Annotated in this window: 14 protein-coding genes; 12 read left to right on the top strand and 2 right to left on the bottom strand. The window is 46.7% G+C overall.

Going from position 1 to position 16,394, the window contains the following annotated elements; genetic code table 11:
- The first annotated feature begins 73 nt into the window (after positions 1 to 73).
- The 10 genes from grdC (at position 74) to hydA (ending at position 11,587) form a co-directional block, all read left to right on the top strand.
- Positions 74 to 1,606 carry a glycine/sarcosine/betaine reductase complex component C subunit beta gene (gene grdC, locus SSCH_RS15615; protein WP_044666292.1) on the top strand — a complete coding sequence of 511 codons (1,533 nt, stop codon included), beginning with the start codon at positions 74 to 76 and terminating at the stop codon, positions 1,604 to 1,606.
- Between the two features lie 66 nt (positions 1,607 to 1,672).
- Entirely contained in the window at positions 1,673 to 2,956 is a 1,284-nt protein-coding gene (grdD, locus tag SSCH_RS15610; RefSeq protein WP_232294536.1) for a glycine/sarcosine/betaine reductase complex component C subunit alpha, read from the top strand.
- A 233-nt stretch (positions 2,957 to 3,189) separates the two neighbouring features.
- Complete coding sequence (locus tag SSCH_RS15605; protein ID WP_044666302.1) at positions 3,190 to 3,552, top strand: GrdX family protein; 363 nt, start codon at positions 3,190 to 3,192, stop codon at positions 3,550 to 3,552.
- A 109-nt stretch (positions 3,553 to 3,661) separates the two neighbouring features.
- Complete coding sequence (locus SSCH_RS15600) at positions 3,662 to 4,948, top strand: glycine/sarcosine/betaine reductase component B subunit (RefSeq protein ID WP_044666291.1); 1,287 nt, start codon at positions 3,662 to 3,664, stop codon at positions 4,946 to 4,948.
- Positions 4,949 to 4,972: 24 nt separating this feature from the next.
- Positions 4,973 to 6,283 carry a glycine/betaine/sarcosine/D-proline family reductase selenoprotein B gene (locus tag SSCH_RS15595; RefSeq protein WP_084711249.1) on the top strand — a complete coding sequence of 437 codons (1,311 nt, stop codon included), beginning with the start codon at positions 4,973 to 4,975 and terminating at the stop codon, positions 6,281 to 6,283.
- 706 nt (positions 6,284 to 6,989) lie between these two features.
- Positions 6,990 to 7,196, top strand: coding sequence for a PAS domain-containing protein (locus SSCH_RS17070; RefSeq protein ID WP_052835750.1), 207 nt, complete (start codon positions 6,990 to 6,992; stop codon positions 7,194 to 7,196).
- Positions 7,197 to 7,276: 80 nt separating this feature from the next.
- Entirely contained in the window at positions 7,277 to 8,461 is a 1,185-nt protein-coding gene (locus SSCH_RS15585; RefSeq protein WP_052835749.1) for a sigma-54 interaction domain-containing protein, read from the top strand.
- Between the two features lie 541 nt (positions 8,462 to 9,002).
- A complete protein-coding gene (locus SSCH_RS15580; protein WP_044666288.1) occupies positions 9,003 to 9,749 on the top strand; it encodes an isochorismatase family protein in 747 nt (248 codons plus the stop codon).
- Between the two features lie 307 nt (positions 9,750 to 10,056).
- A complete protein-coding gene (locus SSCH_RS21280) occupies positions 10,057 to 10,182 on the top strand; it encodes a hypothetical protein (protein ID WP_269746225.1) in 126 nt (41 codons plus the stop codon).
- Positions 10,183 to 10,192: 10 nt separating this feature from the next.
- Positions 10,193 to 11,587 (top strand): dihydropyrimidinase, encoded by a 1,395-nt coding sequence (gene hydA / locus SSCH_RS15575; RefSeq protein WP_044666287.1) that lies wholly within the window; start codon positions 10,193 to 10,195, stop codon positions 11,585 to 11,587.
- 178 nt (positions 11,588 to 11,765) lie between these two features.
- Here the strand turns inward: hydA and SSCH_RS15570 are convergent, their stop codons facing one another.
- The gene (locus SSCH_RS15570) at positions 11,766 to 11,972 is read right to left on the bottom strand and encodes a hypothetical protein (protein ID WP_044666286.1); all 207 of its coding nucleotides are present in this window, start codon (positions 11,970 to 11,972) and stop codon (positions 11,766 to 11,768) included.
- A 430-nt stretch (positions 11,973 to 12,402) separates the two neighbouring features.
- Between SSCH_RS15570 and SSCH_RS15565 the strand changes: the two genes are divergently transcribed.
- Both SSCH_RS15565 and SSCH_RS15560 read left to right on the top strand, forming a co-directional pair.
- Positions 12,403 to 15,120: a UPF0182 family membrane protein gene (locus tag SSCH_RS15565; protein ID WP_044666285.1), complete on the top strand. Its 2,718-nt coding sequence runs from the start codon at positions 12,403 to 12,405 to the stop codon at positions 15,118 to 15,120.
- Between the two features lie 294 nt (positions 15,121 to 15,414).
- On the top strand, positions 15,415 to 15,618 hold the full coding sequence (locus tag SSCH_RS15560; RefSeq protein ID WP_044666284.1) for an H-type small acid-soluble spore protein: 204 nt from the start codon (positions 15,415 to 15,417) through the stop codon (positions 15,616 to 15,618).
- A gap of 107 nt (positions 15,619 to 15,725) precedes the next feature.
- Here SSCH_RS15560 and SSCH_RS21275 read toward each other — a convergent pair whose 3' ends face one another.
- Positions 15,726 to 15,854 (bottom strand): hypothetical protein, encoded by a 129-nt coding sequence (locus SSCH_RS21275; protein WP_269746224.1) that lies wholly within the window; start codon positions 15,852 to 15,854, stop codon positions 15,726 to 15,728.
- Positions 15,855 to 16,394 lie beyond the last annotated feature (540 nt).

The raw sequence follows: 16,394 nt of genomic DNA, 5'->3' as shown, positions 1-16,394 counted from the left end.
CTGCCGTGGATATTGCATATACACATTCCAAGCCCGCCCATTACCCTTTGTGACAATTACGGAGGTGATATAAATGAACTATCCAGTTATCAGAGGAGCCGCCTATGCCTTGATTCAGGCCAACGGTATGCTCCTTTATCAGGGGACAACGCAAACATCAGAGCGACATAAAAACTCACAATCCGAACACCTTCAAAAGCTGCCGGAACACTTAAGGAGCTTTGATCAAGCTGTCAGCTATCCTCCTAACCAGACCTATATCGGCAATATTACCCCTGATGATTTAAAACAAATACCACGTCCCTGGCATGAAAACCCGGTAACTGGAGCACGTGACGGAAAGCATGGTGAAATCATGCCAGAAGACGAGTTCTTGGGTTTGATGAAGATTGTTGACAGTTTTGAACTGGTTGTTCTGGAAGAGTCCTTCCAAGCAGGTGTTAAAGAAAAATTACAAGCACACCCGATACTTAATGATATGAAAGATATCATTAAGCTTAATAAAACACCCGGCACCACTGGGGAAATAGAGAAACTTGTTGCTGAGCACTCAGCCCAACCGCTTTATTTTGACGACAAACTGGTGGGCTGTGTAAAAAGAGCCCATGAATTCGATGAAGCCCTCTCCTCAGAAGTTATGCTGGGAAACATAGCCAACAAAGCCTCAGCTGTTCTTGCTATGAAACTATTGCTGGCTAAAACAGATCTAAGCCCTGAGGATGTCGACTACATCGTCGAGTGCTCAGAAGAGGCATGTGGTGATATGAACCAACGGGGTGGCGGCAACTTTGCCAAGGCTGTTGGGGAGATGTGCGGCTGTATCAATGCCACAGGTTCAGATACCCGCAGCTTCTGTGCCGGCCCTGCCCACTCGCTGGTAGAGGCTGCGGCTTATGTACAGTCGGGAATTTATGCCAATGTGGTTGTAGTGGGTGGCGGCTGTACAGCCAAGCTGGGCATGAACTCCAGGGACCATGTGAAAAAGGGAGTTCCTGCACTGGAGGATATGCTTGCCTCTTTTGCTGTCCATATTTCCGAAAATGACGGTGTAAACCCAGTGATCAGAACAGATGCCATCGGATGCCACAGGATCGGTTCCGGGGCCTCCCCACAGGCGGTAATGACTGCCATTGTCACCGACCCTCTGGATAAGGCCGGCTATAAAATCACAGATATCGACCGCTATGCTCCGGAGATGCAGAATCCGGAAATTACGGAGCCTGCCGGTGCCGGAAATGTGCCCCAGGCAAACTATAAAATGATCAGTGCCCTGGCTGTGAAAAGGGGAGAAATAGAAAGAACAGAGCTATTGAAAGCTGTGGACAGCTTCGGTATGCCAGGCTTTGCGCCCACTCAGGGGCACATTCCCTCCGGGGTTCCTTTTATCGGTCATGCCCGGGAGATGATTCTGCAAGGCGAAATAACCAGGGCAATGATTATCGGCAAAGGCAGCCTTTTCCTGGGAAGATTGACTAACCTATTTGACGGGGTTTCCCTGATTATAGAAAAAAACAGCGGCAAGGCAGAAACGGGCTTTGACCAGGATGCAGTACGATTAATGATCGCTGATGCGATGCGTGATTTTGCAAAAGCTTTCAGAAAATAGCTTGGCTGGGGCTGGAAGGTGAACTAAGCGGTCGATCGCAATGGTGACCAGAGCGAGAACCGTCGAATGAAATGTGGGAAGTGGGATGTGGGAAGTGGGATGTGGGAAGTGGGAATAGAAGCCTGTTCGCAGCCGCGAGAACCGTCCCTGTGGTTGGCGAGCCTGAGAAAGGAAGGTGAAATAGTGGACGAAAAGATAATGCGAGACACCATTGCTGGAGTATTTGAAGATATCGCGGAGGCTCTGGAAACAGGTTCCTTTAATAAAAAGGTCAGGGTCGGCCTCACCATTCTGGGAAGTGAGCATGGGCCAGGGGAACCGGCAGCCGGGGCTGAGCTTGCCTCAAAGCAAAACCCTGATATAGAAGTTGTGCTCATTGGCCAGGGGGTACAAAGCGATTTAGAACTGGTAGAAGCGGCAGATGAAAAAGAGGCCCACGCAAAAATGGATGAACTGCTGCTCAGCGGGGATTTGGATGCTGCAGTGACTGCGCACTATCCCTTCCCCATCGGGGTGTCCACAGTGGGAAGTGTCATTACACCTGCCAAAGGAAAAGAGATGTTCCTTGCTACCACTACAGGTACTTCTGCTACTGAAAGGGTAACCGCAATGCTGAGAAACACCATTTATGGGATTGCCACAGCCAAAGCCTGTGGAATAGATAAACCTGCCGTGGGGATTCTCAATATTGACGGAGCCAGGCAGGTGGAAAGGGCCTTAATTAAACTTCAAGAAGCGGGCTACCCTCTGTCTTTCGCCGAATCGGCCAGAAGTGATGGTGGGGTAGTGATGAGGGGGAACGACCTGTTGATGGGTGTTCCCGATGTTATGGTTACCGACAGCCTGACCGGTAATGTGCTGATTAAGGTTTTTTCTGCTTACAGCAGCGGTGGGAACTACGAGACCCTTGGCCTTGGATATGGCCCTGGAGTAGGAGAGAACTATGACCGGATCATTTGTATTATCTCCCGTGCTTCAGGTGCCCCGGTAATTGCCGGAGCGATCAGCTTTGCTGCAGAATGTGCCAGGGGAAAGCTTTTGGATAAGGCAAGGGCAGAATTCAGCGCAGCTAAAAAAGCCGGTTGGAATGAACTGCTTCAATCTTTAGTGCCGGTAGATACGGCTAAAAAGAGTGAAGGGGCAATTGATATCGCTCCTCCGCCAAAGAAAATAGTCAGTGAGGCGATTCCGGGAATCGAAGTAATGGAAATCGAAGATGCGGTGCAGGTTTTATGGAAGGAAAAGATCTATGCCGAGAGCGGAATGGGCTGCACAGGGCCGATCATTATGGTTGCCCCGGAGGATAAAGAGAGATCGATCGAACTGCTCAAGAAAAACGGATACCTGTGAGTTTGGAGGTCGGAGGCTCCGCCCCGCCAAGGAGACGGTTTCGTGCATTGGGGACAGTCCCCTTTAACTGAATCTTATAGTGCCGGATACTCTAGGGCTAAATGGTGACCGCCATCTGGGAAACTCATCAGACTTTTGACTTCTGGCTTCTGTTTTTCGGGTTGGTGGTTGGGAAAAAGATGGTGGAAAGATGGTGACAGTCACCTGGTAAAGGAGGAGATTCCTTGGTGGAAATGATCATTACCAATAACCCATCAGTTGTTGAAAAATACCCGGATAAGGTGCTTTTTATAGATGGGTCTGTTGAAAAAGTCCTGATCAAGGTTAGGGATCTGGTCTACGAGGGGTGTGATCTGATCAGCCATCCCCTTCCTGCAAGCCTGAGGATATTGTTTTCTCCTTACCGGTCAATCATTATCGGAAGAAATAACAGGAGGGTCGACCCCCTGCAGGCGGTGATTGTAGAGGACAGTATTCATAAATATAAAAGGCACATGGATGTCCGGAGAGCAGACAAGGTTAACAGGGATGACTATAAGCTGATGGATCTCATTCTCCTGGAGTCGGCCTTGGATGATGAACAGGGAAAATGGTAGCTTTAGGGGGATATCTGGGAGGTGATTAATTTATACCAGGGTGGCTGGTTACACTAACAGCAGACGTGTCAGAATTAAAATCAGTTAAATTATCAGGGGGTGAATTCTTTTGAAGCTGGAAATCGGACGGATCAATATTAAAGACGTACAGTTTGGTGACAAGACCTATGTACAAGGCGGCGTTTTAACGATCGATAAGGAAGGCTTGATAGCCAGTTTAAAAGAAGACGAAAGGATCAAGGATATCAGGCTTGATATCGCAAAACCCGGAGAAAAGGTAAGAATCATACCTGTCAAAGATGTTATTGAGCCGAGAGTAAAGGTTTCAGGCACAGGTGCCGGATTTCCCGGTGTAACCACAAAGCCCTCCCAATGTGGCGAAGGTAGGACCCATGCTTTATATGGTGCTGCTGTCGTTACAGTTGGGGATATCGTCGGCTTCCAGGAGGGAGTTATCGATATGTGGGGGGAAGGCGCCAAATGGACACCTTTTTCCAAAACCCTTAATGTGACCGTTGACATTCAGGTAGTGGATGGCCTGGATACCCATACACATGAGGAAACCGTAAGGTTGGCAGGCCTGAGAGCAGCTGAATTCATCGGTGAGGCCGGCAAAGAGATGGAACCCGATGAGGTCCTGACCTATGAGATGGGAAGCATTTTTGAAGAAACTGCAAAATACCCCAACCTTCCCAAAGTGATATATGCCGAAATGATGATCACTCAGGGGCTCTTACATGACACATATATCTATGGAGTTAATGCCCAAACCATTCTTCCAACACTGATGCATCCCAACGAAGAGCTGGACAATGCTGTGATCAGTGGCAACTGTGTGGCCGCCTGTGACAAGATCACCACCTACCAGCACCAGAATAACACTGCTATCCTTGACCTTTATGCACAGCATGGTAAAGAGATTAATTTCATGGGTGTAATTATGGTTCCTGAACATACCACCCTCTCCGGCAAGTTGCGTGCATCTGATTACACAATTAAGTTGGCAAAGACGCTGGGTGCAGATGGTGTATTGGTTTCTGAAGAGGGATACGGCAACCCGGATTCAGACCTGTTGATGATCTGTAAGAAGTGTGAAAAGGCTGGAATTATTACCACATTGATTACCGACGAATGTGCAGGCCGTGATGGTATGTCGCAGCCCCTGGCTGATACAGCTGCTGAAGCAGTGGCAGTGGTTTCAGGAGGCAATGTGAGCCATGTGGTCACCCTGCCTCCGGCCGATAAGATTATTGGCAATCCGGAGTCCATCGCAGTACTGGCCGGCGGCTGGGAGGGTGCTCTTTTAGAAGACGGCACCTTGATGTGCGAACTGAATGCGGTGATCGGTGCCACTTCCGAAATCGGATACCACAATGTAACCTGCAGATTATACTAGTTCTGTACGAAGGGAGGAAATGACATGTCTGGCAAATTCAAAGTACTGTACTATGTAAACCAGTTTTTCGGACAGGTCGGTGGAGAGGATAAAGCAGGAATGCCTCCAGAGTACCGCCCGGAAAAGGTAGGCCCAGCTCTAGGGTTTGAAGGCGCTCTCCAGGGTGAGGGTGAAATTGTTGGTACCATCATTTGCGGTGATAATTACTTTAATGAGAATAAGGAAAAATCACTGGAATTTCTTCTTAATACAATCAGAGAGGTATCCCCTGATCTGGTTGCTGCAGGCCCTGCGTTCAACGCCGGTAGGTATGGTGTGGCCTGTGCCGAGCTGGCCAAAGCAGTAGTTGAAGAATTAAAGATCCCGGTTGTGACAGGTATGTATGTAGAAAATCCGGGTGTTGATGTTTGTAAGGATAAAGCCATCGTTGTCAGCACGGCCGATTCTGCTGCAGGTATGAGGAAGGCCCTGCCGGCCATGGCAGCAATTGCAGTCAAACTGGTCAAGGGTATTGAATTAGATGCCCCGGAAAAGGAAGGTTATATCCCACGTGGGATGAGAAAGACCCTGTTTGTGGAAAAAAGAGGGTCCCAGCGTGCAGTTGAAATGCTGATCGCACGCTTCAAAGGGGAAGTATTTGAAACAGAAATGCCGATGCCGGTCTTTGACCAGGTTGATCCTGCGCCTGCCATCAAGGATTTGAGCAAAGCCACCATTGCGTTATGTACATCTGGTGGCATCGTTCCCCAGGGTAACCCGGACGGAATCCAGTCTGCCAGTGCCCAAAAATGGGGCAAATACGATGTCAGTGGCATGGATGGCTTAAATGCTTCTGACTTCTATTCCACACACGGAGGATATGATACCGCTTACGCCAATGAGAACCCGAACAGGATTGCCCCCCTTGATATCCTCAAGGAGTTTGAAAAGGCAGGGTTTATTGGGAAGGTCTATGACTGGTTCTTCACCACAACAGGAACCGGAACATCGGTCAGCAATGCCCAAAAGTTCGGAACTGAAATTGGAAAGATCTTAAAAGAGGCGGGGGTCGATGGGGTTATCCTCACTTCCACATGAGGGACCTGTACTCGTTGCGGTGCAACGATGGTCAAAGAAATCGAAAGATACGGTATCCCCATTGTTCATATGGCTACAATTACCACAATTTCCGAGTCTGTTGGAGCCAACAGGATAGTTCCCACTGTTGCTATCCCGCATCCGGTGGGCAATCCCGGGCTCAATTCTGAAGATGAGCATGCCTTGAGAAAAGAATTGGTTAAAAGAGCGCTGAACGGCCTTGCTACCGATATCACAAAAATAACACATTTCGAATAAGCTTCTCAAAGGGTGACAGGGGAACGCTTCTCTTGTCACCCTTCTCTGCCACCCTTTGAATAAGTCTTACAAGAGGTGACAGGAGTGACAGGGGGCGGTTCTCTGTTACCCCAATATTAAAACTGCCTTAGAGGGCAATATAAATGTGCCCTCTAAGGAGATCAAATATTATTCAGAAATATGGCGAAATTGTAAAAAGAAGGCTTAGATACTAGTTCAAAGATTGCGGCCCGGTTGCTGGAATTCGCCGGACTGACGCATGAGTCACAAACATGGCGCTGCATAAGGTGTTTGCGCGATTGGGCCAGAATTTTTATCGCGTAAATTGCCCACCTCGGTTCCTTTGCAGAGCAGGTATGCGGTTATTTTTGATGCGTCAGTGTTACAGAATTCGCAGGGATGTTGCGAAAAACGAAAAAAACAAATTAATATTAGAGATAGATATTATAATTAGCTCCCACAAAGGTGCTGATTCATATCGGATAGCACTATATAGTAAGAGCCCTTATTGTTGCTGTTTACAAACATATAGGGCTTGCTTTGTTTTGATAGACCCCCTACCTGAAAAGCGGAGGCCAGAAGCCTGAAGTTGGAGGTCTGAAACGTTGGTGCTGCCTGGGCGGCATGGGCGTCAACCAAGAAACACTTTGCAAGATTCCCTGTTGGTGCTTGGATATGTCATAAAACAAATGGAGGGGAGATTGCGATGAATGAATTGAACTGTATTTCTTTTTTAGAGAATACCAACTTTCTCCTATCTGTGCTGGAGGCTTCTTCAGATGGTGTTCTGATTTCTGATGACCAAGGAAATGTTTTATATGTTAATAGTGCCTATGAGTCTGTTACAGGCTTAACAAAGGAGCAGATGATAGGGAAGAATCTCCGTAAACTGCGTGAAGAAAAACTTTTTTAATTTTGCTGTGTCATTACTTGTATTAGAGCAAAAAAAAACCTGCTTCTATTATCCATGAGTACGTTACCGGTAAAAAGGCTTTGACCACCGCAAATCCAATCTATGATGAAGATGAAAAGACGATTGTCGGGGTAATTTGCAATACCAGGGACATTTCAGGGCTAATCAACTTAAGGAACGAATTAGAGGCAACTAAAACACTCCTTCAAAAATACTCTAATGAATTAAAACAGCTGCGCCGGCAACATTTGCAGCAGTACGAGGACTTTATTTATAAAAGCAAAGCAATAGAAGATATGCTCCAGCTGGCATCAAAGGCAGCGCAATTTGACAGTTCCGTGTTGATTCAGGGGGAGTCCGGGGTTGGCAAAGAGCTGCTGGCGAAATTCATTCACCAGCAGAGCCCCAGAGCTAAAGGCCCTTATATTAGAGTCAACTGTGCTGCAATTCCCGCAGAGCTTTTCGAATCGGAGTTGTTTGGTTATGAACAAGGTTCTTTTACAGGGGCGAGCCAAAACGGTAAACCCGGAATGTTTGAGCTGGCAAATGGAGGGACGATTTTGCTCGATGAGATCGGAGAACTCCCTTTAACAGTTCAATCCAAGCTGCTCAGGGTGCTCCAAGAAAAAGAAGTATTCCGGTTGGGCGCTCAGAAGGCGACAAAGCTCAATGTCCGGGTGTTGGCTGCAACAAATAAAAATCTGGCTCTTGAGGTCAAAAAGGGTAACTTTCGAGAGGACCTTTTCTTTAGATTAAATGTTGTGCCCATCACTATTCCTCCTCTCAGAGAGAGAAGTGAAGATATACCCGAGTTGATCCGCTACTTTCTCGAGAAGCTAAACAAACGTTATAAAAAGAATTTATTTATTTCTCTTGAGGCCATGGAGATTATGGCTGATTACTCCTGGCCGGGTAATGTTAGAGAGCTGGAAAACCTGATCGAGTATTTATTTATCATAAACACAGGTGATGAGATTGGCATGGAAGACCTTCCCGCCAAGCTTGTAGCTGATCATGTCTTATCTGAGCATAATTTACCGGAGGCAGAACAAACAGGAAAACTGAATTATCTATTGGAACGGTTCGAAAAAGATATACTTCTCTCTGCACTCAAAATTCACCCATCTATCAGGAAGGCAGCAGCAGCTCTGGGTATTAATCCGTCAACATTATCTAGGAAATTAAAAAAACATAATATCGATCAACAGGGAAAGAGCCTTAAAAGTGAGGGCTCTGCGGGCAAAAATAAGCTTGAAGTAAGCTGAAATTGAGGCAAAGCTTTCAGGTAAGTCCGGCAAGTTGCAGTTACAAGAACGCAATATTTTATTGTTGTGAGTTTGCATAAAGGTTAGATTAGGTCACTATAATCAAAGAATTTGGGGTTTAATGCTTATACCCTAAAAAACCATTCATCCATGCGCCTGCCACTGACCTGGGTGTTAACACTTCAATTCAATCCCAAAAAATTTTTGTCTTGAACATATCATCTCTTTTTTTTCATAAGACCGTTGCAAATAAGCAACAGGACTAAAAACCGTTGCAAATTTGCCAAAATAGCACTATACAAGGATAAAACACGGATCAGCAAATAACTGTTGCCTACAAGCAACACTAAATCCTAAGGATTCCACCCTTTAACCGGCATAATCCTGTTATTTATGATTGGCACGGTTGTTGCAATTACTATCGTTGCGAGTTAATTAACGGCCGTTAATTCAATAAGGGTTGGTGAAACCAAACTATACCGGATGTGGCAATCAGGGTTTCTCCAAAGTAAAAACTCAAAAAACGAAAGGGTGGACATTAATGGCAGAGAAATGGGAGAAAAAAGAAAACTGGAACAACTATACAGACTCTGGTGGACAGTATACTTTTGATGAAGAAATGTTAAATAGGGCTTTTGAGGAAGCCAGGAAGGTCTACAAAGAAAGAGGCTTCCAGAGAAGAATGGGTTACGGTAAAGCCCCTGCAGTAACTACAGTGGATATGGCCAGGGCCTGGATGTCCGATGGGCACCCCTTTACATGTGAGAATAATGAAGAAGTTTGTGCCAATGCCCTTAAAGTCCTGGAAGCGGCCAGAAAGTCCGGAGTTCCCATTTTCCACACAACCACCGGCTACACTGGAAAAAGACAGCTCGACCTCTGCAAATGGGACGAGAAAATTCCCATGCGCACATTAGATATTAACTCTGAATGGATGCAAATCGACCCCAAACTGAAACCCCAGCCGGAAGAGCCCGTTATTCATAAGAAATATGCCAGCAATTTCTTCGGCACCCATTTGGCTGAAACCCTGTACCACCTAGGAGTTGACACAGTTATCGTAATGGGAGCCACCTCCTGTGCATGTGTTAGACACACCGTTATGGATTCAACCGGATATGGATTTAAAACAATTATTCCGGAAGGCACCATTGGAGACAGAGTACCTGGGGTTATTGCCTGGAACCTGTTTGACATGGATGCCAAGTTCTGCGATGTTGAGCCCTTGGAAAACGTAGTAAAATATCTGGAAGGCATCGACAAAAGCGTATATAAAAGAGAGATATAGTATAATATCGGCTTACACTGAGATGTAGGGAACTGACAGGGGACACATTTTAATTAAATAAAAATTGTGTCCCCTGTTATTATCACCCATTCATTTTAGATTACGTTTTTCTTCTTATAACCTGGATTCCCGGAAAATTATACCTATGAGTCTCTTAATCCGCATGATATAAGAGATTTCAAAAGTTTTTTATTCCTCATAGGTATAAATTATTATACCGATGAGGAGCAAGAAATGCAGTGTTTATAGATGTTTCAAGCACATAGGTATAAAAACGCGGGAATTCAGGTTATAAAGGAGAAGTAAGATGAGTCTATTGATAAAAAACGGCACCATCATATCAGCGGTTAATAAATACCAGGCTGATATACTCATTGAAGGTGAAAAGGTAGTCGCTACGGAACCGGGTTTGATAAACAAGCCAATGAATTAGGAGGAGAAAAATGAGCATCTTAATTAAAAATGGTACTATAGTGACTTCGGTAAATGAATACAAAGCAGATGTGCTGATCGAAGGCGAAAAAATTGCAGCGATTGGCACCGGTTTAGAAGGCCGCGCCGACCAGGTGGTAGATGCCTCCGGTAAATATGTTTTCCCAGGCGGTGTTGATGAGCACCTTCACTATAATTCCTTCAGTTCCCTCGGTTATGAAACTTCTGATGCTGCTGCAGTGGGCGGTACCACAACAGTTGGGGACTTCGTTGTCCAACCCAAAGGTATAGGGCTTAAAGACTCCATTATAAAATATAAAAAAGAGGCTGTAGAAGGAAAAGCCATGGTGGACTATGTCCTGCACGGAATCATCATGGATCCCACGGACCAATCCTTTAACGATATACCCTTTATGCCTGAAGTCGGGGTGGCCTCGGTCAAGCTCTTTATGGCTTACAAGGGTATGGATTACTATGCCACCGATGACTCCATCTTTAAAGCTTTACAGATTGCAAAAAAATGCGGTGTGACGATTATGGTTCATGCTGAAAATGCGGATATCATTGATGTTAAAGTTAAACAGCTTTTAGCAGCAGGAAAAACCGGCACGGAAAATTTCTCTTTATCAAGACCCATTCTGTGTGAAGCAGAAGCCACCTCCAGGGCTGTTTATATGGCAAAGATGGCCAATGCGCCGCTTTTTGTAGTCCATGTGACCAACAGAGCAGCCGCAGAAGTCTTAAGGGAAGCCCGTGCTGAAGGGGTTCAGGCCTTTGGAGAAACCTGTACCCATTATCTGAGTTTAAATGACAAGAATTTAGAAAAACCGAATTTTGAAGGGGCAAAATATGTATGTAACCCACCTTTAAGACCACAGGAAGATGTTGATTATCTGTGGGAAGCAATTCGGAATGGCTGGATTCTGGCAGTAAGCTCTGACCATTGTGCCGTTATCGGCGGTTTTGCGATTGCCAAACACAGGGGCATCAATGATTTTAGCAAAATACCGCCCGGTGCTCCAGGAGTTCAAGATCGCCTGCATATGATTTGGACCTATGGAGTTGAAAAAGGCAAGATTTCCCGTACCAAGTTTGTTGACGTTTGCTGCACAAAACCGGCAAAAATTTGTGGTATATACCCGCAAAAAGGGGAAATTGATGTCGGGTCAGATGCAGATATAGTTATTTTTGATCCTGATTACAAAGGTGTTTTCAGCAATGAAACCAGTTTACATGACACTGATTACAACGCTTTTGAAGGCTTTGAACAAATAGGAAGAGCAGAAAAAGTATTCTTTAGAGGAAATCTGGTAGCTGAAAACGGCAAATTCCTCGGCAAAGAAGGTCAGGGTCAACAAGTTATGGCCAAACCATATGGTTTATGCTATGACGGTTTTAGAGAATAGGGGTCATCTGCGTCAAGGACAGTATGCACAGTAGTCACTCTCCCACCCCAACTGCACCACCCCAACTCTCCCACCCCAACTGCATTAATGAGGGGTGGGTTTTTATTTACAATCATCCGCCGGGAAAACCCACCCTTTTAATGGTGGGATGAAAGGCGGAAACAGTCGTGGGAGTACGTCAATCATAATTCTCGTCCCCGATCACGATCACAGCAAGCGGTGTCCAGTGTTTGTATTCCCCATCCCCGATACACTCTTCTTTTCTGTTGAAACAGCACTTGAGTCCGTCCTTGGTTTTAATCCCGTTGTTGCAGTTCTCACAGTTGCGGACCTCTGTTTCAGGCTTTTCAAGCAATGTCCCGAAGATATCGACATCGTTGTTCATACCCAAACACCCCTTATAGAAATCTTTATATCAATAATTATATCATGAGACGCGGGGAGACGCGGGGACGGTTCTCGCGTCTCACAGGGGAATGGTGACTGTTACCATGTATCACGTATCCAACACCACTCCTTTCCCAGGGTTGCTAATCTGCAACCGGTTATTTGCATAGTCCAGAAACGAATAGTGGTGTGACTTTGCGTCAGAAATGCGCCGGGAACCGTCCCCGGTGCATCTCCGTCAGGTATATTTTGCTTACAATTTAAAATGGAGAAAAATAATAGAAGGATATTTCAAAAGCTATCTATAAATATAGTTCGAGTTGGGGAAGTAGCTGTGCAAATGTCAGTTCCCCGAATGGATTGTTTCTATATAGTATTCGAAAAGATGGAGTTTTGCAAGGTAAATTCTGTTGGAAGAGGAGGATTTCATGCAGAGGAAACGGCTACTGCAATTGCTCATTTTAATATTTGCTCTATTTGTTCTGGGAAGTGTACTGGGGATCTGGTCTAATTTTATGTGGTTTTCTTCCCTTAGCTATCAAAGGGTGTTTTGGACACTGTTTTTGACGCGCTTTGTGGTGGGGGCTGTTGTCTTTCTTGTTTTTTTCGCATTTTTCCAGGCAAATTTTTGGTATCTCCGCCGCTCTTTGCCGGCCTTTCAGGTTATTGATATCAACACCCGGGTTTATGAAGTCTTTATAGCCCCCTTGCGCCGCATTTTTTCATCTAAGATAGGCAAGCTTCTGGCCGGTGGAGTGAGTGCCCTGTTTGCACTGCTTTTCGCTGTAAGCATCAGTACCCGCTGGGAGGTTTTCCAGAAGTTTTTCTATGCACTTCCCTTTGGACGCCCTGACCCTATCATGGGCAAAGATGCTTCCTTTTATCTCTTTAAGCTTCCTTTTTACGAATTGCTGCAGTCTTCACTGACTTCTGCAGTGATCCTCATGCTGTTTATCTGCGGGCTGCTTTACTTTTTTCTTGCTTCCAGTGAATTTCTAAAAGGTGGCTGGCGTATCTTTTCCCCGGTCAAACTGCACCTGGCCTCTCTTATCGCCGGGCTGCTGGTATTGAAGGCCTGGCAATACTACCTTTCCATGTTCGGTCTGCTGACCACCGCGCAGGGCTCTTTCTTCGGTGCGGGCTTTACAGATGTCCATGCCCGTATCCCGGCCTTAAAGATCCTGATTGTGGTCGCGCTATTGGCGGCCATCCTGGTCTTTATCAGCCTCCTGCGCGGGAAGGTGCTTCCGGTGGCTACAGGTGTCGGTATGCTGCTGATCGCATCCATCCTTGTAGGAGGCCTTTACCCTTTTGTTATTCAGAAATTCCGTGTGGAGCCCAATGAGTTCAGCCGCGAAAAGAAATACATCGAGCACAACATCGCAGCCACCCGCTACGCTTACGGACTGGATGGAGTCAAATCTGTAAGTGTGATCACAGATGATGCAGAAGAAGCGGGGCAAGATATTGTAGAAAAAAATCGGGTTACTCTGTCAAATATACGCCTCTGGGATTTCCGTCCCATCCAGCAGGTGTACAACCAGATGCAGCAGTTGCGCCGTTATTACAGTTTTCACGATGTCAATGTTGACCGCTACCGCTTTGGTGATGACTACCGCCAGGTGATGATCTCTGCGAGAGAATTGAATCAGGACAAGCTGTCTGAGCGTGCCCGCACCTGGGTGAACCGCCGCCTGCAGTATACCCATGGCTATGGCGCAGTGGTCAGCCCGGTGAACGAAGTGACAGCTGAGGGCCGTCCCCTTTACCTGTTGGAAAACATCCCCCCTCAAGCGGAATTTTCCGAGATCAAGGTTGAGAGGCCGGAAATTTACTATGGCGAACTGACCGACAGCATTGTTGTTGTGAATACCAAAATTGGGGAGTTCGATTACCCATCAGGTGAGAAGAATATTTACTGCAGCTATCAGGGGAAGGGCGGTGTGCAGCTGACACCCTTCCGCCGCATTCTCTATGCCCTGCATTTCAAAGATATGCGGCTCTTGCTCAGTTCCGATATCACCTCTGAAAGCCGCATTCTCTATCAGCGCACTGTACAGGATGCCAGCCGCCTGGCTCCGTACCTCCGCTTTGACAGTGACCCCTATCCGGTTGTGGCAGACGGCCGCATCTTTTGGATCCTCGATGCCTATACAGTAGCCAGCCATTATCCCTACTCGGATATGAGGGAGGGCATCAACTATACTCGCAATTCGGTGAAGGTGGTTGTGGATGCCTATAATGGTGAATATGCCTTTTATGTGAGTGATCCCACCGACCCGGTGGTCGGGGTCTACAGTAAGATTTACCCGGGCCTTTATCGCCCCCTATCTGAGATGCCGGAATCCCTCAGGGAGCACCTGCGCTATCCTGTAGACCTGTTTAAACTTCAGGCAGAGGTTTTTGCCGAATACCATGTCCAGGATGCACGGGTTTTCTATAACCGTGAGGACGAATGGTCGATTCCCCATGAAAAATTCTCAGATGACAGCCAGGAAATCGAGCCGTATTATACCATGATGAAGCTTTCCGGTGGGGAAAAAGAGGAGTTTGTCTTGATCCTTCCCTTCACACCGGTAAACCGTGAAAATGCTGTGGCCTGGTTTGCGGCGCGCTGTGACGGCGACCAATATGGGGAAATGGTTGTCGATGTCTTTCCCAAAGATATCCACGCCTACGGACCAATGCAGGTGGAGGCCAGCGTTGATCAGGATGGCGAAATCTCCAGCCAACTCACCCTCTGGAACCAGCACGGTTCCCAGGTGATTCGCGGAAATTTGATCACAGTCCCCCTGGCCGGAAAACTCCTCTATGTGGAGCCCCTCTTCCTGCAGGCCAAGGAGAGCGCCATGCCGGAGCTGACCCGGGTGATCGCCTTCTATGATGGCCGGGTTGTCATGGAAAGAGACCTCTGGAGCGCCCTCAACAAACTGTTCGGAGTGGATGCAGATACCCCCAGCCCTCAACCCGATGATGTTGCTCCCGTTCCGCAAGATAAAGACAGCCTTGCGGAAAAGGCAAATCAGCTTTATCTAGAGGCAAATAAAGCCCTCAAGACCGGTGACTGGGCAGGATACGGCAAAGCCATCGATGAACTGGGCAAGGTGCTGGAAGAGATGGTGGGCAAGAAAGCCAAGGATTCCTAGGCACGCATTTTTTAGGTGACTTTTCAGGTGACTGTCACCAAAAGGCCGAATCTTTATATACAGGTTGCCTTCCCAGGTGACAGTCACCCAAATAAAAGCAGAAGTTAGAAACCGGAAGCCAGAAGTTTGAAGTATCCAGGAACCACCTTGTGTTCCCTTTTTGTGTTTTGCGGGGTTTGATGATGTGGAGATGGGCCTGTGGTGAGAAGGAGAAGTCATGCTTAAGACTTGAGGAAGGATACTGACTACTTTTATAAAAGGCGGGAATTATAAATACAAAAAGGGGTGTAGCAGTTGGATCCGGAAAAAGCACAAAAGATTGTCGAATCACTGGGTGTAGTTGAGGTGTTATACAATGGGGCTCCTGTTTGGATTGAAAACCTGGATGGAGAAGACGCCGAGGTGAGGTATTTGGAAACAGGGGATCACCTTCTTGTGCCAGTGGCTGAATTGGTAGAGGGTGGCTCTATCGGGGGCGAGGGAACGCTAGAATTATAGGCGTTTCTATTACAGTGTCTACTGATACATCGTACATACATATCAAGTGGAACCGTCCCTGCAGAATTTTAGAAATTGCCGGCACCTCGAATTCAAGTTCACACATATCAAGCTGAAACTGAAGCGGTCATCTCTATGACGCGGCTGCCCAACTCACTGAGGTGGTCAAGAATTTGCCCGAACTTTAAGCGGTCATCTCTATGACGCGCGCTGCCCTGCACTTCAAGTTTACACATCTCAAGTGGAACCGCCCACTTGGCCTCTTATCTCTACAATGCAGTGGGTGTTCAGCAGTGAGAGAAGCTTTTAATTTTAAAATTGCCTGTGCCAGTTTTTGTCCTGGTAACAGGCTTTTTAGCTATCTATGTCTATCAGTTATGGCGATGTTAAGCTTGCGTGCAAGGGGGACAGTTCCCGGTGCACGCGTGCATAGGGGAAATTGTCCCCCTTGCGCATTCAGGCTCTCGTTCCACTTATCCACCCGTTGCATTTCCCTAATTCACCCAAGTCTACCTTTGCAGAACCAGGTAAACAGAAACTCCGCAGGTGATCGCCTAAGTTCTTGCGGTGCAAGCAACGCAGTATAAAAGCAAAATTTTATTAATTCGCATTTTTTAAACCAAACAGGCAGGAAAAAACATAACTAATGACAAAAACCTCCTGGAAGCAACAACGATCAAATCATCATTTCCAGGAGGTGTTACCACCGATGTCGAAACGGTGGCTCAAAGATTTTCTTCGATACATCAACAAGGTATTCCTGCCTGAGGGCTTAC

Source organism: Syntrophaceticus schinkii (assembly GCF_000946815.1).
Lineage (GTDB): Bacteria > Bacillota > DSM-12270 > Thermacetogeniales > Thermacetogeniaceae > Syntrophaceticus > Syntrophaceticus schinkii.
Note: the sequence above shows the minus strand (reverse complement) of the source record. Positions and strands in the feature narration are given on the sequence as shown.